Consider the following 18,147-nt stretch of genomic DNA (forward strand, 5'->3'; position numbering starts at 1 on the left):
CCTCTATCAAGCGGTCACATCGTTGTGGAAAATGGTTCCTGCCTGTGCCGCGCGCGCTCGCTGAATGGCGAGCGTCGCGATCGCGGTGTCTTGCGCGCCGGTGCCGGTCAGATCGCAGACGGTGATCTCGTCATCGCTCATACGGCCTTGAGCCTGTTGCGCGATGACTTCGCCAAGCTCGGCAAAAGATGCATCAGCATCCGTCACGCCCGCTTCGATCGCATGATGCAGCTCGCCGAGCACGCGCACTTGCTGAAGGCGGTCGCACACATAGCGCGCTTTGGCGAACACGTCCGGAGCGATTTCATTCTTGTGCTCCGCATCCGATCCCATCGCGGTGATATGCAAGCCCGGATGCAGATCGCGTGCGTGTATCAGTGGCTCGCGGCTCGGCGTCGTCGTGATGGCGATATCGGCGTGCTTCAACGCCTGGTTCACGCTGTCGGCGACATCGCATGGCAAGTCTTTGCAGTCACGCGCGAACTGCTGCGCGCTCTTCGGATCGCGCGCCCATACGGTCACATGCCCGATGTCGCGCACGAGCCGCAACGCCTTCAATTGCAGACGCGCCTGCTCGCCCGCGCCGATAATCGCGACGCGCTTCGCATCCTTGCGCGCGAGCCAGCGCGATGCAACCGCGCCCGCCGCAGCGGTACGCACGGCGGTGAGATAACCGTTGTCGAGCAACACGGCTTCCGTGAGACCGGTGCGCGCGGACAGCACGAGCATCAGGCCATTGAGGCTCGGAAGTCCGAGCGACGGATTGTTGAAGAAGCCAGGGCTCACCTTGATCGCGAAGCTCGGAAAGCGCGGCAAATAAGCGGTTTTCACGTCGACTTCGCCGGCGTGCTCGGGAATGTCGAGACGCAGGATCGGCGGCATTGCGACGGCTTCGGTCGCGAGCGACTTGAACGCGGCTTCGACTTGCTCGATCGCGTCGAGGTCAAGCGGCACGAGCTTGCGCAATTGCGCCTGCCCGAGCAGCACGGTGGAGGTATCGATGTTGGACATGGGTTCAGGCCGCTCCGATGAGTCGACGATGCGTTGCGATATCGATGTTGCTGCCGCTCACGACGATGACGATCGGTCCGTTCGCGGCTCCAATCGCGCCGTCGAGCAAAGCCGCGATGCCGACCGCCGCCGCGCCTTCTACAACGAGCCGCTCTTCGCGATACGCGTGCACGATGCCGCGCGCGATCGACACTTCATCGAGCAGCACGACATCGTCGATGAGATCGCGCGTCATCGCGAACGTATGTCTGTTATCGAGGCCGATGCCGCCGCCGAGCGAATCGGCGAGTGTTTCGAGTTCATCGACGAACACCGGCTTGCCTGCCGCGAGACTCGCATGCATCGCAGCGCCGCGTTCCATCGACACGCCGATCATCTTCACGTCGGCACGAATGCTTTTCGCCGCGAACGCGACGCCGCTGAATAAGCCGCCGCCCGACAAGGGCACGACGATGCTCGCCGCATCGGGCAGCGCTTCGAGAATTTCAAGGCCGATGGTGGCTTGCCCCGCGATCACGCGTTCGTCGTCGAAGGGCGGCACGAATGCATAGCCTTCTTGGCGCACGAGACGTTGCGCTTCGACCTGTGCATCGTCCTGACTCTTGCCGACGATGACGACACGCGCGCCGAGCGCGGCCACCGCATCGACCTTGTTCTTCGGCACGAGCGACGACATGCACACTGCTGCTTCGATGCCGAGCGCGCGTGCCGCGTGTGCAACCGCGCGGCCATGATTGCCCGTCGATGCGGTGACGACACGCTTGCAGCCTTGCTCCGCGATCTGTGCGAGCGCATTGGTCGCGCCGCGCAGTTTGAAGCTGCCCGTAGGTTGCAGCGTTTCGAGCTTCAGATGAACGGGCACGCCCGCGATGCGCGAGAGCGACAGCGAATGAACCAGCGGCGTGACGAGCGCGCGGCCTTCGATGCGCTGGCGGGCGCGGTAGACATCGGCGAGCGTGAGTGCGGACATGTGCGGCTGAATTGCGTTTGAGCTAACCATGCAACTCAGTCTAATGTCCTAAAAAATCGTTTTCGATTGTCCTAGTTCATTTAGTTGAAGTCATGCACATGCGGGTACTGACCGAAGACTTCGCGCATCGTTTCGACCGCGCTGCGAAACGTGCTTTCGCCGACTTCCGCGCCCACGCATAGCCGCACCGCATTGGGCCGGTCCGCGCCGCGCACGAGAAACGGATCCGGCGACGTCACGGCGATATTGCGATTGCGCAATTCACGCGTGATGCGCTCCGCTTCCCATTCGTCGGGCACACGCAGCCATACCGAAAGCGCGTTCGGATGACTGCCGAGCACGTATTCGCCGAGCACTTCGCGCACGACGCCCTGGCGTGCCGCGAGCCGCTCGCGCTGAATCTCCACGAGACGTTGCGCGGTGCCATCCGTGATCCAGCGCGCGGTGACCTCCGCGATGGGCGACGTCGCCATCCAGCAACTGACGCGCAGCACGCTTTCCGCACGCAACGCAAGACGCCGCGGCACCGTCATGAAGCCCGTGCGCAAGCCGCTCAATACGGACTTGGTCATGCTCGTGCAGTAGAAAGCGAGTTCCGGAATGAGGCTCGCGATAGGCGTCTGCGTTTTCGCGGGCAACGCGCCATAGACATCGTCCTCGATCACATAGACGCCATAGCGTTCCGCGATGCGCGCAATCGCGCGGCGGCGCGAGTCGGGCATCATCGCGACCGTGGGATTGTTCAGCGTCGGCGTGCAGACGAGCGCGCTCACGCGTTCGCTGTCGCAGACTTCCTCGAAGTGCTCGGGGCGAATGCCGTGCTCGTCGATCTCAAGACCTTTGAGCGTAAACCCCAACACGTTCGCCGATCCGATTACGCCGTGATCGGTGAGGCTTTCGCACAGCACCGTATCGCCCGGCCCGACGATGCTCGCCAGCGCAAGGAAGATGCTATGCGCGACGCCGTTGGTGACGAGCAGCGTCTCGACCTTCGCGGGCATGTTGAGCGAAGCGAGCCATTCGACGCCCGCCTGTCGATGACTGTCGAAGCCCGCAATCGGCCGGAACGCGCGTATCCACGGCTGATCGTCGATGGTCGAAAGCGTCGCGCAGACCTTGCGCCACATCGCGTCATGCTCGGGCGTATGCACGATGCGCGCGATCGAGAAATCGACGACCGAGCGCTCGGCGGTGTCGAGCATGTAATTGGACATCGTTTCGGTCACGCGCGCGCTGACGAAGCTCCCGCGTCCGACCTCGCATCGAATCAGCCCTTGCCGTTCGAGTTCCTTGTAGGCATTGGTGACGGTCTGCACGCTGATCGCGAGATCGGCGGCGACTTCGCGTTGCGGCGGCAACCGTTCGCCCGATGCGAGCGCGCCGCTTTCTATATCGGCGGCCATCGCCTTGACGAGCCGCTTGTACTTCGACTGCACGCCCTGCACGGTACGCACGGCGTCGCGCCATCTTTCATTCACTTGCTGTTCCTCGCATGCCTGGTTCCATGCGCAATAGTGGCCCAAAAGCGCGCGCGAAAATAATTGTCCTAGAGCAATCGGAACAAATATATGGCTTTGTATTCTGCGTCGGTGGCTATGCGGCGAGTGACTCCAAAGCCCCTTGGAGTAAGGGTTTTCCTCGGTCTCTCACATGCAGCGCCGCCCCACTCGACCACGCTTGAAGAACCATTACTACGGGAACGATATGAACACGAAGCGACTGTCTGGAATGCTGGCGGCGTGCGTCGCGGCAGCGAGTCTTGCCGCCTATGCCACGAGCGCGAACGCGGAAACCACGTTGCAGCGCATCCAGCGCACCGGCGAGGTGCGTATCGGCTATGCGAACGAAACGCCCTTCGCCTACACGACGCCCGATGGCACCGTAACCGGCGAATCGCCCGAGATCGCGAAGAAGGTGTTCGCCAAGCTCGGCGTGAAGAAGGTCGATGCGGTGCTGACCGAATGGGGCGCATTGATTCCGGGCCTCAAAGCCGGCCGCTTCGACGTGATTGCAGCGGGCATGTACATCACGCCCGAGCGTTGCAAGCAAGTGGCGTTCGCCGATCCGCAATATCAGATTCCCGACACGCTGCTGACGATGAAGGGCAACCCGAAGAACCTGCACAGCTATGCCGATGTCGCGAAGCAGCCGGACACGAAGCTTGCTGTAATGGCAGGTACGGCGGAACTCGGTTATGCGCGCGCGGCGGGCATCAAGGACGACCAGATTCTTCAGGTTCCGGACACGACCGCGCAATTGCAGGCCGTGCGCGCGCGTCGCGCCGACGCGGCTGTCGGCACCGCATTGACGATGAAGGGCCTCGCCGAAAAAGGCGGCTCGGCGGTCGAGGCGATCAAGCAGTTCAACGACGATCCGAAGCACACAGGCTATGGCGCGCTCGCGTTCCGACCCGAAGACACCGATCTGCGCGACGCCGTCAACAAGGAGCTGCATCAGTGGCTCGGCACCGACGATCATTTGAAGACCGTCGCGCCCTTCGGCTTCGACAAGTCCAACGTGACAGCGAAGAAAGCGCCGGAACTGTGCGCCGGTTGAGCATCGATGCATCGCGACGCGCAGCTTCATCTACTAGCGAGGAACTGTCATGAGTGACCTCCGTGAGCTTCTGCCCTTGATGATGAAGGGCACGCTCGTCACGATCCAGATCGCCTTCATCAGCATCCTGCTTGCGATCGTCATGGCGGGCGTCGCGACGGCGTTGCGCGCCGCGCCATACCGTGTCGTGCGATGGATCGGCAACGTGTATGTCGAAGTGTTTCGCGGCACTTCGCTGCTCGTGCAGTTGTTCTGGCTCTTCTTCGTGCTGCCGCTGCCGCCGTTCAACGTGCAACTGACGCCCTTCACGGTCGCCATCGTCGGGCTCGGGTTGCACTACGGCGCGTATGGCTCCGAGATTCTGCGCGGCGCGCTGCGTTCGGTGCCGGGCGGACAGTACGAAGCGGCGCTCGCGCTGAACATGCCGGCCACGGCGCGGCTGCGTCGCATCGTGCTTCCGCAGGCGATGATCAACGCGCTGCCGCCCGCGACGAATCTGATGATCGAACTGTTGAAGGGCACATCGCTCGTCTCGCTGATCACGCTGTCGGATCTCACGTTCCGCGCGCGCCAGCTCGACGAAGCGACCTTCAAGACAGCGGAAATCTTCGGGCTCACGCTGCTCATCTACTTCGTGCTCGCGCAGGTGATCGTCGCCGTGATGCGGGTGTTCGAGCGGCGCGTGAGCAGTCATGTCGCGATCCGTCGCGCGAGCCGCACCTTACCGGGGGCCGCATCATGACGTCGCTGGGTCAACTCTTCGATGTGAAATACGCGCTGCAGATCCTGCCGGAACTCGCGCGCGCGGCGACTTATACGATCGGCATCACGCTCGTCGGGTTCGCCATCGCGCTCGTGCTCGGCCTCGTTCTCGCCATCATGCGGCGCAGCGATTTCGCGCCGCTCGCGAAGACGACTGCGTTCTTCATCGAGTTCATACGCAGCACGCCGCTGTTGATTCAGGTGTACGTGCTCTTCTATGTCGCGCCGCTTTACGGCTTTACGATGTCGGCGTTGACGGCGGGCACGCTCGGCATCGCGGTCCATTACGCATGCTACGTGTCCGAGGTGTATCGCGCGGGACTCAACGGCGTTGCTCGCGGACAATGGGAAGCATCGTGCGCGCTGTCGCTCAGGCCGTGGCGCACCTATACCGGCGTGATTCTGCCGCAAGCGATCCGCCCGGTGATTCCCGCGCTCGGCAACTACCTTGTTGCGATGTTCAAGGACACGCCGGTGCTCTCCGCGATCACCGTCGTCGAACTGATGCAGCAGGCGAAGAACATCGGCTCCGAGACCTTTCGCTATCTCGAACCCATCACGATGACCGGAATCTTCTTTCTCATCATCAGCGTGACGTTCGCTTCGGGCGTGCGTCATATCGAACGGCGCGTGAGGCTGCCATGACCGCGACTCAATACCAGGAGCAGCAGATGAAACGGGATTTCGACCCCGCGCTCGGCCGCGCAGCCGACGCCAGCGCGAACACGCCGATGGTGCGCTTTCGCAACGTCACCAAACGCTACGGCCCGCTGACCGTGCTCGACGGCCTCGATCTCGATGTCGCGCCGAACGAGAAGGTGGCGATCATCGGCCCGAGCGGCTCGGGCAAGTCCACGCTATTGCGCGTACTGATGACGCTCGATCCGCTGACCGATGGCGTCATCGAAGTGGACGGGCAGCCGCTCACGCACGAAATGCGCGGCGGCAAGCTCGTGCCCGCATCGCCGCGGCATATTCGTCAGGTTCGCAGCAAGATCGGCATGGTGTTTCAGAGCTTCAATCTCTTTCCACACATGACCGCGCTCGCGAATACGATCGAAGCGCCAATGAGCGTGCTCGGATTGTCGAAGAAGGAAGCGACCGAGCGCGCGCGCGAACTGCTGTCGCTCGTCGGCCTCGCGGAGAAGTGCGAGCATTACCCGTCGCAATTGTCGGGGGGACAGCAGCAGCGCGTCGCGATTGCGCGAGCGCTCGCCATGCGGCCGAAGATCATGCTGTTCGACGAAGTGACATCCGCGCTCGATCCCGAACTATGCGGCGAAGTGCTCAACGTGATTCGCCGTCTCGGCGAAGAACACAACCTGACGATGCTGATGGTCACGCACCAGATGGGCTTCGCGAAAGAGTTCGCCGATCGCGTGTGTTTCTTCTCGCAAGGCAAGATCATCGAACAGGCGCCGCCGCAGCAGTTCTTCAGCGCACCGCAGCATGAGCGCACGCGGCAGTTCCTGCGTGCGGTGACCGAGGCGCTTTGATTCGTTGCTGCGCGCGGCGCGGGTGCGGCTTACTGCGTGCTCGCCGCCAGCGGCGTATAGGTTCCCGTGAGTGCCTTGAGGAACGCGACGATCGACTCGACATCCGCTTCCGATAGCTTCGTTCCCACTTCGTACTTCGCCATGTCGCGAACGGCCTGATGCAGGTCGTTCACGTTGCCGTCGTGGAAATACGGCGCGGTCAGCGCGACGTTGCGCAGTCCCGGCACCTTGAAGCGATGCAGATCGCCCGGATCGCGTGTCACGTTCGCTCGGCCTTTGTCCGCATCCGTCAATGCAACGCCGCGCGCCGCGAAGTAATCGCCGGCGAGTCCCATCCGTTCATACGACTGGCCGCCGAGATTCGCGCCGACGTGACAGTTCGCGCAACGGTTCGCCTTGAATAGCTGATAGCCGCGCAATTCCTGCTCGTTGAGTGCGGTCTTGTCGCCGCGAAGATAAGCGTCGAAACGGCTCGGCGTCAGCAAGGTCTTTTCGAATTCGGCGATGGCGTCCGTGATGTCGTCGCCCGACCAGCCGCGTTCATACACACTCGTGAAGGCGCGCGTGAACTCCGCATCCTTGTTCAGCTTCCCGATGATCTGATCCCACGAAACCGAAGCCATCCCGACCGGATTCAGCGGCGGCCCGCCCGCCTGATCCTGCAGCGTCGCGGCACGTCCGTCCCAGAACTGCGCGTGATTCAGCGCCGCGTTAAATACGGTCGGCGCGTTCACGCCGCCGAGTTGACCGCCCACGCCGAGCGATAGCTTGCGGTTGTCGACGCCACCGGTTCCGAGGCCATGACAGCTCGCACACGAGATCGAATTGTCAGACGACAGGCGCGGATCGTGGAACAGGCGCATGCCGAGCGCGACCTTGCGCGCATCGACGGGCAGCGATGCCGGCAAGGGCTGCACCGGCTCGTTCGCGAATTCGTCGCTTACGCCGTGCGTCGCATAGTTCGCTTTGCGGACATCGGCGATCCATTCGAGCAGCATGTCGCGATCATCCTGCGTCAGGCCCGTGCTCCAGTGCACGGCGCGGAACGCAGCGGGCGGCATCGTGCCGTCTTTCACGACTGTTTCGAGCTTGGCGATATCGGCTTCAGGCGCGGGCGTGCCGTCTTCGAGAGCGTTGTACAGCGCGTCGATACGGAAATGACGCAGCCCTTTCTCGACGTCATGCTTCGATAACTGCGCGATGCCAGGCCATGTCGAATACGACGGCAATTCGGCCTTCGTCGAATGGCAGTAATAGCATGCGTTGCGGTTCAGCACGTTGCGAATGGAACCCGCTTGCGCCGACGACACCGGCCCTTCTGCGGCCTTGCTCGCATACGCCGTGTCGTGCAGATACGCATAACCCGACATGCCCAGATATCCTGCAATGACGACCCCCGCGACCGCTAACAACGACTTCTTCAACATGTTTGACATCGACTGGCTCTAGCTTTCGAATTAGTTGGCTAGCGATGCTAACGAACGCGGCCGGAATCGTGGTTGAGAGCCGTCAACGTTCTTTCCCGGACAACTTGTCGCGCTTGATGCGTGGCGTCGAATGCCGTGCGCCATGGCGTCGCATGAGCGTCGAGGACCGTTTATTGCTTCCCGCTCATTCGATGACCACCGGAGAGTGCGATGCCCCCCACCCTGCATAAAGTCGCGCGTTTCGCGGATCTGTCCGCCGGGCGCGGCACGCGCGTGTGCGTCAAGAGCGAAGACAAGGACGCGAAGGACATTCCGATCCTCCTCGTGCGCGACGGAGAGAATGTGCGCGCGTACACCGCCAAATGCCCGCATGCGGGCGGGCCGCTCGACGAAGGCGCGATTTGCAACGGACGCATCGTGTGTCCGTGGCACAAAGGCACGTTCGATGTCGGCGACGGCAGTCTCGTCGAGCCGCCGCCTTTGAAGGCGTTGACGCGCTATGAAGCGATGCTCAAGGACGGCGATGTGTATGTGTCCGCGCAACCCATCGAGAGCGGCGACGTATCGCAGAAGCAGACCAACGATAGCCGGACCATGCTCATCGTGGGCGCGGGCGCGTCGGGCGCGGCCGCTTGTTCGGCGTTGCGCGAAGCCGGTTTCGGCGGACGCATCGTGTTGGTCGGCGGCGACGCGCGCGAGCCGTACGATCGCACCTCGCTCAGCAAGTTCACGCTCGCGGGCGACATGCCACCCGACGACGTTCCGCCCCTGCTCGACGACGATTTCTTCGCGAAGCACGACATCGAACGCAACGAATCGCCTGCCGTTCATCTCGACGCGAAGAACCGGCGCGTCGAACTCGCAAACGGGCACAAGATCGATTACGACGCCGCGCTCGTCTGCACCGGCGGCGTGCCGAAGCCGCTTACGACGCCCGGCGCAAACCTCGCGCATGTACATCTGCTGCGCACTCGCGAAGATGCGCGTGCGATCCTCGCATCGCTCGAACAGCACAAGCGCGCGGTGATCGTCGGGGCGAGTTTCATCGGGCTCGAGGCGGCTTCATGTCTGAGGAAGCGAAACGTCGACGTGACCATCGTCGCGCCGGGCAAGGTGCCGTTCGCGAAGCAGTTCGGCGAGCGCATCGGCGAGATGTTCAGAAAGCTGCACGAGAAGAACGGCGTGACGTTTCATATGAATGCACGCGTAAGCACATTGAGGGGCGGCAACGCGGTGAGCGAAGTGATCCTCGATTCCGGCGAGAAGATCGCAGCCGATGTCGTGCTCGCGGGCACGGGCGTCGATCCCGCCACGTCGTTTCTTGCGGACGTCGAACTCGCGGACGATGGCGGCATCGATGTGGACACGTCCATGCTCGCCGCGCCCGCGCTCTATGCCGCCGGCGATATCGCGCGCTTTCCGTTGCCGCGCTCGGACCAGCGCGTGCGCATCGAGCATTGGCGTGTCGCGCAGCAACATGCGCGCGTCGCCGCGTACAACATGGCGGGCAGCGCACGCACGTATGTCGGCGTTCCTTACTTCTGGACCTATCACTACGAGAAGACCTTCGACTATCTTGGACATGTCAGCGAGCCCGACAGCATCGAAATAGACGGCGATCTCGAAGCGCAGCATTTCATCGCGTATCTGATGAAGGATGGACGCGTGGGCGCGGTGGTCGCGTGCGAACACGACGCCGCCGTGTGCCGTCTCGCCGAAGCGATGCGCGAGCCGCTCACGCTCGAAGACGCACGTCGCATCGCCAACGCCTGAGCGCGCGAACATGGCCACGAAACGCGCCGATATCGACCCGCAACAGACGCCCGCATCGCTCGACGAATGCCGGCGTTGCGCGCTCTGGGAACACGCGACGCAAGCGGTGCCGGGCAACGGTCCGCGTCATGCGCCGATCATGATCGTTGGCGAGCAGCCGGGCGATCAGGAAGACTTGCAGGGCAAGCCGTTCGTCGGGCCTGCCGGCGCGATGCTCGATCGCGCGCTCGAAGAAGCGGGCGTCGCGCGCAAGGAGGTGTATGTAACGAACGCGGTCAAGCACTTCAAGTGGGAACCGCGCGGCAAGCGGCGTCTGCACAAGACGCCTGCGCAGCGCGAGATCGATGCCTGCCATTACTGGCTCGATCGCGAGACAGGCGATGTTGCGCCGAAAGTGATCGTCGCGCTCGGCTCGACTGCGCTCAAGTCCGTGTTGCGCGATTCGAAGGCGACCCTGCAGGCCTCGATGGGGCACGCGCTCGAACACGAGGGACATGCGATCGTCGCGACCTATCATCCTTCGTTCGCGTTGCGCGCGCCCGATCCGGAAACACGCGAGCGTGCATACAAGGCAATCGTCGAAGCGTTGCGCGATGCACATCGGCTCGTCGCGCGTCATCGGAAATAGCGTTGAGGGAATGACTATGACAACGAGCGCAAAGACAGCAGCGAAAAAGAAGAATAGCGGCAAGCGGCCCAGCACGCGCCAGCGGCATTCGCTTGCGAGCGTCCGCAAGAAGCCGGAGCGCACGACGCATCGCTGGTCGCATCATGTGATGGAAACGAGCGATGCAATGGATATTCAGCGCGACATCTTCAAGACCGGCAACGCGCAGGAAATCGCCGATTCGCTCAAGCGCTCGTCGACGCGCAGCACCCGCCGCAAGGGCTCGCCGTTTCAATCGGCAATGTCGATGCTGAACTTCTACATCAATCGCGCGGGGCGCAATCTGCCGAAGTCGCGCAAGAGCACGCTGGAACGCGCGAAAAAACGCTTGCGCGAAGCGTTCGGACGCAAGCCCTGAAACGTCCGCGCGGCCTCGTCGGAACGAGGCCGCGCGCGTTGCGTGGCTACCGCTTCTCCATGAAGATCAGGGTTGCCGCTGACCGCCCTGATGCTGTGGCAACGGCTGATTCTGCTGCTGCTGACCGCTCTGCTGATCCTGTTGCGGTTGCCCCGGCGACCGGTCTTGCTGGCCGTGCTGCTTGGGCGTCGATGGCTGATTGCCCGTTTGCTTTTGATTTCCGCTCATGAAGCCCTCCTGGCTAAGTCATCGCGTAGGTTAAAAGCCGCGGCTTGCGCCGCACGATAGTGCGAGCATCGCGCGTACCAGAACGGACGTCCACATTATGCGGGCGCTTCGCAACGTCACGAGGAACGTCTCTTGCTCCCGCTAAAAGACGATGCGACCCGCTCAAAGGAGACAGCAATGGCGCAAGAACCTCCTCTCAATCCCGGCGATGAAGCCGAGCCCGGCGTGCCCGGTACCGGCGAAGACATCTGTCCGGACTGCAACGGCTCGGGCAAGCTCGAAGGCGCCGACTGCAAGACGTGCGGCGGAACGGGCAAGGTGACGCAAGGCATCGGCGGCGGTTGAATCGACGTTTCAGGAGTCACGTTTGAAAACGCATCCGAGCCATCTGGCAGGCACGGTCGCGCTCGCGTTGTTGCTCGCGAGCGGCGCGGCCATCGCCGACGATTACGCGAACGACTTTGGCCCGAACCCGACGCTGCCCGCACCGCGCAGAGCGATGATGCCGACGGTGAACATCGCGCCTGCCAAACCTTGGGCGCAGGGACAAAAACCCATCGCGCCCGAGGGTTTCGATGTGACCGCGTTCGGCACGGGGCTCGAACATCCGCGCTGGCTTGCGACGCTGCCCAATGGCGACGTGCTCGTCGCCGAAAGCAATGCGCCCGCGAAGCACGACGAAAACGCCGGCATCAAAGGCTTCGTCATGAAGAAGGTGATGAAGCGCGCGGGCGCGGCCGTTCCAAGCCCGGACCGCATCATGCTGCTGCGCGATGCCGATGGCGACGGAATCGCTGAAACGCGCAGCGTGTTCATCGACAAGCTGCATTCGCCGTTCGGCATGGCGCTCGTCGGCGACGATCTCTACGTCGCGGATACCGACGCGATCCTGCGCTTCAAGTACGAAAACGGCACGACGCAAATCACGACGCCGGGCGAGAAGTTCATCGACTTGCCTGCCGGCGATATCAACCATCACTGGACGAAGAACATCATCGCGAGCCGCGACGGAAGGAAGCTCTACGTGACGGTCGGCTCGAACAGCAATGTGGCGGAGAACGGCATCGACGCGGAGAACGGCCGCGCGGCGATCATGGAAGTCGATATCGAATCGAAGCAGTCGCGCCTCTTCGCGACGGGCTTGCGCAATCCGAACGGCATGGCGTGGCAGCCGCAGAGCGGCGCGCTCTGGACCGTGGTCAACGAGCGCGACGAACTCGGCAACGACCTCGTGCCGGACTATCTGACCTCCGTGAAAGACGGCGCTTTCTATGGCTGGCCATACAGCTATTACGGTCAGCATGTCGATGATCGCGTGAAGCCGCAACGCGCGGATCTCGTGCAATCGGCGATCGCGCCGGACTATGCGATCGGCGCGCACACCGCTTCGCTCGGTCTCGCGTTTTATGACGGCACCGCATTTGCGCAACGCTATCGAAATGGCGCGTTCATCGGTCAACATGGTTCGTGGAATCGCAAGCCGAGAAGTGGCTACAAGGTGATCTTCGTGCCCTTCGACAATGGCAAGCCTTCAGGACCGCCCGAAGATATTCTGACGGGCTTTCTGTCGTCGGATGGTCATGCGCTCGGCCGTCCTGTCGGCGTGGCGATCGATGGCAAAGGCGCATTGCTCGTCGCCGACGATATCGGCAATACGGTGTGGCGGGTCGCGCCCGCCGCGAAATAAATGGCCGCGCGAAAGTCGGCACGCGGCGCGCCAGGTCTCTTCGCGCTCGCGGAAAAGCAGATCGTCGGGCTTTACGATGCGGGCGTGATGTCGCCTGCGGTGCTGCATCACGTCGTCGCGGCTTACGCGAATAGCAGCATCGACTGGAACGAAGATGGCACGCTGCAAACCGTCGATGGCCATACGGTGCACGAAGCCGTCGTGCTCGTGATGATGCCGGGACGTGCGTTGAAGAACGCACGCAAGGACTTCATCTCCGTGGTCGAGCATCTCGCGGGCGGCGCGCGCGAGATGCAAGAGGACGAAGCGCAAGCCGAGGACGACGAAGATCTCCTGACTCAACTGGGCGGCGACCCATCGCCGCCGCGCGCGAAGGCGCGCGCCGCGAAGAAGAGCACGGAAGAAGAAGCCGAGCCGAAGCGCGCGGCGTTCAATCCGCTCGTCGGCGCGCGTGCCGTGCGCAAGTAGCGGCATCACGGCACGCGCCTGTCGCGATCAATGCGGCACGCCCGGCGCGATGAGATCGAGCAGATCGTCCATGTCGAATGGCTTCGCGAGAATGGGCACGCCGAGATGCTTCGCGCGTTCGAGTTCATCGGCATAACCCGTCATCAGCACGAGCTTCTGCGATGGCAAACGCGACATGATCTGCTCGGCCAGATCGATGCCGTTCATGCGGCCCGGCATCTGCACATCCGACAACACGAGATCGAATCCATAACCTTCGCCCAATAGCGCGAACGCGGCATCGGCGCTTTCTTCGTGATGCACCGCGCAGCCGAGCACTTCGAGCACCGCCGTCACGCCCGCCGCGACATCCGCGTTGTCTTCCACGAGCAGCACCGACGTGCCGCGCAACGGCTCGTCTTCTTCATCGGATACGGGCACGATCGGCGGCGTCTCGACATCGGGCGGCACATAGGCCTTCGATTCCTTCGGTGCCGGACCATGATGGCGCGGCAAATAGAGGCGCACGGTCGTGCCCGATCCCGCCACGCTCGTGATGCGCGCCGTGCCGCCCGCCTGCTCGCACGCGGCGAGCACCTGCGTGAGGCCGAGGCCCGTGCCCGCGCCGCGCTGCTTCGTCGTGAAGAGCGGCTCGAACGCGCGGCGCTGCACTTGCTCGGTCATGCCTTCGCCGTTGTCGGTGATCGAGACGAGCACGTATTCGCCATCGGGAATATCCGTTTCCGCGCCGCGCACGCGCGCGTTCTGGCAACGGATCAGCACGCGCCCGCCGTGCGGCATCGCATCGCTCGCATTCACCGCGACGTTCACGAGCGCGATCTCCAGTTCGACCCGATCGGCCATGACGCGCCACAGATCGGGCGATAACTCCAGCGTCACCGCGACGGACGGATGCACCGATTTCTTCACGAGATCGAGCACGCTTCGCAGCCAGTCGGCGGGATCGACGAGCTCGCGTTTCAGCGGCTGCTTGCGCGCGACGCTCATCAGCCGCCGCGCGAGCGATTCGGCCCCGGCCGTGGCACGTTCCACCGCGAGCACTTCGCTTTCGACGTCGTTGAAGCGCTTGTGTCGGGCAAGCTCCATGTTCGAGCCGACGACCATCAGCAGATTGTTGAAGTCGTGCGCGACGTTCGCGACGAGATTGCCGAGCGCGCCCATGCGCCGCAATTGCCGGCTCGACGCCTCGACGGAAAGGCGCGTCGCGACTTCGGCCTGCCAGCGTTCCCATGCGGCCTGCTCGGCATTGAGCCGGCGGATCGAGAACAGGATCAGCAGCCACACCGCGATGCACGGCACGAGCGCGATCGTCGCGACGAGCGCAAGGTGATTGCGCCAGCGAGCGAGAACAGCGGAGGCCGCATAGCCCGTCGACACATAGAGCGGATAGTCGCCCACGCGTCTGAACGCGAGCAAGCGATCGACGTGATCGACGGTCGAACGAAGACGCATGCTGCCGTAAAGTTCGTTGTTGCGAAACGCGGCGGTAAAGGGTGTATTGGTCGCGGGTTGCCTGCTCTCCATGGCGGCCGGAAAGCGCGCGAGGATATTGCCGTCGCGCCGATAAAGCCCGATGACGACCGCCTTGTCGCCCGCCGCGAGTTCGCGATAAAAATCGGTGAGGTAGTCGCGCTTCAACGCAATCGACACGACGCCCAGAAACTTCCCGTTTCGGCCGATGCGTCCCATCGTCGTCGTGAAGACATCCGAGCGCGCCACCTTGCCGCGCAAGGGCAACGAAAAGTACGTGACGGGCGCCACCGCACGCGCGGACTGAAAATCGTCGCGATCCTCGATCGATATCGCGGGCGCGGGATACCACCGGCTATTGGCGAGCAGCGCGCCTTTCTCGCCGAACACGGAGATCGCCGCGATCTGCGCGAGCGTGCCGCTCATGTCGTCGAGCGTGCGATGCAGCTCCGCTTCGCGGCTCTTGATGAGCGCGTCGTCGCTATCGCCGAGCAGATCGACGATGCGCGTCTCCAGTTGCTGATTGAGGTCGATCACTTTCAGCGCGTGCTCGTCGGCGACGCGCGTGAGGCGTTCCGTGAGTTCCCGCGCATCGGCGAAGCGGCGCTGATGATCGTAGTAGCCGTAGATGCAAAGGCACGCGACCGGAATGACGATGGATGCGCCCAATACGAGCAGCAGCACCTTGCGCATCGATGCGAAATTGCGGGCAGGCAGCGGCAGATCGAATGTCGCGGTCTCTGTGGAGTCCAAGCGTTGCGTCTCCGAGGAAGTCGACCGGCATATCGTAACCGGCGAGGAGTCGGAGCGGTATGAAGAATGAAGAAAACGCCGGCATTCTCTTTAAACGCGGCGAGTGCATCGGTCGCCGGCGGCCTTTCTTCTCATTTAGCCAGGCGCATGCCTGGCCACTCGTCGCAGGGCTTGTGGACCCGGCGCGAGCGTCGGCTTCAGCCGGCCATTTCGCGATCGGGCGTCGCGGATATGCGATGAATCGCGAGATCGGCGCCATTGAACTCTTCTTCGCGATCGAGCCGCAGGCCCACTGTCATCTTGATGGCGCCATACACGAGCGCACCGCCCGCGAGCGCGAGCACGACGGCGCCCGCCGTGCCGATGAGCTGGGACCCGATCGATACACCGCCGATGCCGCCGAACGCCTTCTGCCCGAACACGCCCGCCGCGATGCCACCCCACGCGCCGCACATGCCGTGCAGCGGCCACACGCCGAGCACGTCGTCGATGCGCCAGCGGTTCTGCACGCAGGTGAACATCTGTACGAAAAGCACGCCCGCGACCGCGCCGACGATCAGCGCGCCGAGCGGATGCATGAGGTCCGAGCCCGCGCATACCGCGACGAGACCCGCGAGCGGCCCGTTATACGTGAAGCCCGGATCGTTGCGGCCCGCGAACCACGCGGCGAGCGTGCCGCCGACCATCGCCATCAGCGAGTTGACGGCGACGAGGCCGCTGATCTTGTCGACCGTCTGCGCGCTCATCACATTGAAGCCGAACCAGCCGACCGCAAGCACCCACGCGCCGAGCGCGAGAAACGGAATGCTCGACGGCGGATGCGCGGCGATGCGCCCGTCCTTGTGATAACGCCCGTGACGCGGCCCGAGCAGCAGCACGGCGGGCAACGCGACCCAGCCGCCGAACGCATGCACGACGACCGAGCCGGCGAAATCATGAAACGGCGCGCCGAACGCGTGCGTGAGCCACGCCTGAATGCCGAAACGCTCGTTCCACGCGACGCCTTCCAGTAAGGGATAAATGAAGCCGACGATCACGCAGGTCGCGAACAGTTGCGGATTGAACTTGGAGCGCTCCGCAATGCCGCCCGACACGATCGCCGGAATCGCCGCGGCGAAGGTCAGCAGAAAGAAGAAGCGCACGAGCGCATAGCCGTTGTGCTGCGCGAGGATATCGGCGCTGTGCATGAACTGCACGCCGTACGCGATGTTGTAGCCGATGAAGAAGTACGCAAGCGTCGACACGGCGAAGTCCACGAGGATCTTCACGAGCGCATTCACTTGATTCTCGCGGCGCACGGTGCCGAGTTCGAGAAAGGCGAAACCTGCGTGCATCGCAAGCACCATCGCGGCGCCTAACAGCAGAAAAAGAGTGTCGGTTCCGGATTGGAGTGCCTGCATGATTCGAGCGATTGGTCTGGAAGAGGCGCACGTTTTGCAAGTTCCGGGCCAACTTGGCGCAGACGGCATCCAAACGGTGCAGACGCTTTGCGCAGCGCGGATTGGCATGGTGCAACGGGCCGCGACGCTAACTTTTTCGGTGCGCCCGATCTTGGTGCAGTGCCCCGTTGCATGGCATTGAATGCACCGCGCAAGAGCCAAATATTTCGATGCGAAGGGACGTCGTAGGCTTATCGCAAGCATGCGATGCGATGCACGTTCGCGTTGCGTGGCGAGTATTCTGAAGACTGGTCGCGTGCAAAACGGAGTGGCCATGACCTCACGCATCGAACGATTTGGCGAGCACGTACGCATGGAATCGCATGAGCGCGATCCGCGTGTCGTCACGGTCGTGCTCGATCGGCCCGCGCGTCGCAATGCCGTCGATCGTTCCATGGCCGACGCATTGCGAGAGGCGTTCGAGCGCTTCGATGCCGACGATGCGTTATCCGTCGCCGTGCTATGGGGCGCGGGCGGCACGTTCTGCGCGGGCGCTGATCTGTCCGCACTCAACGATGACTCGCGCCGCAACGAGATCCATGCCGACGGCAGCGGCCCCGGCCCGATGGGACCGACGCGGCTCACGCTGCACAAACCCGTGATCGCCGCCATCGCCGGTCATGCGGTCGCGGGCGGACTCGAGCTTGCCGCGTGGTGCGATCTGCGCGTCGTCGAGGAACACGCGGTGCTGGGCGTGTTCTGCAGACGCGTCGGCGTGCCGCTCATCGATGGCGGCACGATACGGCTGCCGCGTCTCATCGGCATGTCGCGCGCGCTCGATCTGATCCTCACTGGCCGCGCCGTCGATGCTGACGAAGCGCTCGCTATCGGCCTTGCGAATCGCATTGCGCCGGCGGGCGAAGCGCGCAATGTCGCCGAAGCGCTCGCATGGGAACTGGCCGCGCTGCCGCAGGCCGCGTTGCGCGCCGACTTATGCTCCGCGCACGACAACGCGTTCGATGCCGACTTGGGCCGCGCCTTGCAGCGCGAAGGCGCGAGCGGATATCGCGCGGTGTGCGATGAAGGTCTCGAAGGCGCGACGAGTTTCATCGCAAGACATCGGGACTGAAAGGACGAGCGAC

At 63.3% G+C, this 18,147-nt stretch carries 18 protein-coding genes; 11 read left to right on the forward strand and 7 right to left on the reverse strand.

The genetic code is table 11. The features are described from left to right. Positions 1 to 6: 6 nt before the first annotated feature. The 3 genes from LDZ23_RS19040 to ehuR all read right to left on the reverse strand — a co-directional run bounded on the left by LDZ23_RS19040 (position 7) and on the right by ehuR (position 3,459). A complete protein-coding gene (locus LDZ23_RS19040) occupies positions 7 to 1,011 on the reverse strand; it encodes a cyclodeaminase (RefSeq protein WP_008353036.1) in 1,005 nt (334 codons plus the stop codon). Between the two features lie 4 nt (positions 1,012 to 1,015). Then, positions 1,016 to 1,981, reverse strand: coding sequence for a hydroxyectoine utilization dehydratase EutB (eutB, locus tag LDZ23_RS19045; protein ID WP_008353033.1), 966 nt, complete (start codon positions 1,979 to 1,981; stop codon positions 1,016 to 1,018). Positions 1,982 to 2,061: 80 nt separating this feature from the next. Continuing rightward, positions 2,062 to 3,459: a MocR-like ectoine utilization transcription factor EhuR gene (gene ehuR / locus LDZ23_RS19050; RefSeq protein ID WP_008353032.1), complete on the reverse strand. Its 1,398-nt coding sequence runs from the start codon at positions 3,457 to 3,459 to the stop codon at positions 2,062 to 2,064. Positions 3,460 to 3,685: 226 nt separating this feature from the next. Between ehuR and ehuB the strand changes: the two genes are divergently transcribed. Genes ehuB through ehuA form a run of 4 tightly spaced genes read left to right on the forward strand, consistent with a single transcriptional unit; the run spans position 3,686 to position 6,795 of the window. Next, positions 3,686 to 4,537: an ectoine/hydroxyectoine ABC transporter substrate-binding protein EhuB gene (gene ehuB / locus LDZ23_RS19055; protein ID WP_033537059.1), complete on the forward strand. Its 852-nt coding sequence runs from the start codon at positions 3,686 to 3,688 to the stop codon at positions 4,535 to 4,537. 49 nt (positions 4,538 to 4,586) lie between these two features. After that, complete coding sequence (gene ehuC, locus LDZ23_RS19060; RefSeq protein ID WP_008353030.1) at positions 4,587 to 5,279, forward strand: ectoine/hydroxyectoine ABC transporter permease subunit EhuC; 693 nt, start codon at positions 4,587 to 4,589, stop codon at positions 5,277 to 5,279. A gap of 5 nt (positions 5,280 to 5,284) precedes the next feature. Further along, positions 5,285 to 5,944 carry an ectoine/hydroxyectoine ABC transporter permease subunit EhuD gene (gene ehuD, locus LDZ23_RS19065; protein WP_200889187.1) on the forward strand — a complete coding sequence of 220 codons (660 nt, stop codon included), beginning with the start codon at positions 5,285 to 5,287 and terminating at the stop codon, positions 5,942 to 5,944. A gap of 26 nt (positions 5,945 to 5,970) precedes the next feature. Continuing rightward, positions 5,971 to 6,795 (forward strand): ectoine/hydroxyectoine ABC transporter ATP-binding protein EhuA, encoded by an 825-nt coding sequence (ehuA, locus tag LDZ23_RS19070; protein WP_008353028.1) that lies wholly within the window; start codon positions 5,971 to 5,973, stop codon positions 6,793 to 6,795. A 29-nt stretch (positions 6,796 to 6,824) separates the two neighbouring features. Here the strand turns inward: ehuA and LDZ23_RS19075 are convergent, their stop codons facing one another. Continuing rightward, entirely contained in the window at positions 6,825 to 8,231 is a 1,407-nt protein-coding gene (locus LDZ23_RS19075; protein WP_244808153.1) for a cytochrome c peroxidase, read from the reverse strand. A gap of 201 nt (positions 8,232 to 8,432) precedes the next feature. Here LDZ23_RS19075 and LDZ23_RS19080 point away from each other — a divergent pair, with 201 nt between their 5' ends. From LDZ23_RS19080 to LDZ23_RS19090, 3 genes are read left to right on the forward strand one after another with little or no spacing between them, the layout of a single operon-like run. Next, on the forward strand, positions 8,433 to 9,995 hold the full coding sequence (locus tag LDZ23_RS19080) for an FAD-dependent oxidoreductase (protein ID WP_008353026.1): 1,563 nt from the start codon (positions 8,433 to 8,435) through the stop codon (positions 9,993 to 9,995). 10 nt (positions 9,996 to 10,005) lie between these two features. Continuing rightward, complete coding sequence (locus LDZ23_RS19085; protein ID WP_008353025.1) at positions 10,006 to 10,623, forward strand: UdgX family uracil-DNA binding protein; 618 nt, start codon at positions 10,006 to 10,008, stop codon at positions 10,621 to 10,623. A gap of 16 nt (positions 10,624 to 10,639) precedes the next feature. Further along, the gene (locus LDZ23_RS19090; RefSeq protein ID WP_008353024.1) at positions 10,640 to 11,020 is read left to right on the forward strand and encodes a DUF3175 domain-containing protein; all 381 of its coding nucleotides are present in this window, start codon (positions 10,640 to 10,642) and stop codon (positions 11,018 to 11,020) included. 66 nt (positions 11,021 to 11,086) lie between these two features. Here LDZ23_RS19090 and LDZ23_RS19095 read toward each other — a convergent pair whose 3' ends face one another. Next, positions 11,087 to 11,248 carry a hypothetical protein gene (locus tag LDZ23_RS19095; RefSeq protein WP_167561849.1) on the reverse strand — a complete coding sequence of 54 codons (162 nt, stop codon included), beginning with the start codon at positions 11,246 to 11,248 and terminating at the stop codon, positions 11,087 to 11,089. Positions 11,249 to 11,425: 177 nt separating this feature from the next. Between LDZ23_RS19095 and LDZ23_RS19100 the strand changes: the two genes are divergently transcribed. The 3 genes from LDZ23_RS19100 to LDZ23_RS19110 are packed head-to-tail and all read left to right on the forward strand — an operon-like array spanning position 11,426 to position 13,403. After that, positions 11,426 to 11,593, forward strand: coding sequence for a hypothetical protein (locus tag LDZ23_RS19100; protein WP_008353022.1), 168 nt, complete (start codon positions 11,426 to 11,428; stop codon positions 11,591 to 11,593). 22 nt (positions 11,594 to 11,615) lie between these two features. After that, a complete protein-coding gene (locus tag LDZ23_RS19105) occupies positions 11,616 to 12,935 on the forward strand; it encodes a PQQ-dependent sugar dehydrogenase (protein ID WP_008353020.1) in 1,320 nt (439 codons plus the stop codon). Beyond that, complete coding sequence (locus tag LDZ23_RS19110; RefSeq protein ID WP_008353018.1) at positions 12,936 to 13,403, forward strand: hypothetical protein; 468 nt, start codon at positions 12,936 to 12,938, stop codon at positions 13,401 to 13,403. A gap of 27 nt (positions 13,404 to 13,430) precedes the next feature. Here LDZ23_RS19110 and LDZ23_RS19115 read toward each other — a convergent pair whose 3' ends face one another. Then, positions 13,431 to 15,626: a hybrid sensor histidine kinase/response regulator family protein gene (locus LDZ23_RS19115; protein WP_008353016.1), complete on the reverse strand. Its 2,196-nt coding sequence runs from the start codon at positions 15,624 to 15,626 to the stop codon at positions 13,431 to 13,433. Between the two features lie 197 nt (positions 15,627 to 15,823). Then, positions 15,824 to 17,026 (reverse strand): ammonium transporter, encoded by a 1,203-nt coding sequence (locus tag LDZ23_RS19120; protein ID WP_008353013.1) that lies wholly within the window; start codon positions 17,024 to 17,026, stop codon positions 15,824 to 15,826. A gap of 313 nt (positions 17,027 to 17,339) precedes the next feature. Here LDZ23_RS19120 and LDZ23_RS19125 point away from each other — a divergent pair, with 313 nt between their 5' ends. Continuing rightward, complete coding sequence (locus tag LDZ23_RS19125; RefSeq protein WP_008353009.1) at positions 17,340 to 18,134, forward strand: crotonase/enoyl-CoA hydratase family protein; 795 nt, start codon at positions 17,340 to 17,342, stop codon at positions 18,132 to 18,134. Positions 18,135 to 18,147 lie beyond the last annotated feature (13 nt).

Origin of the sequence: Caballeronia zhejiangensis, from assembly GCF_022879815.1 — a bacterium.
GTDB lineage: Bacteria > Pseudomonadota > Gammaproteobacteria > Burkholderiales > Burkholderiaceae > Caballeronia > Caballeronia zhejiangensis.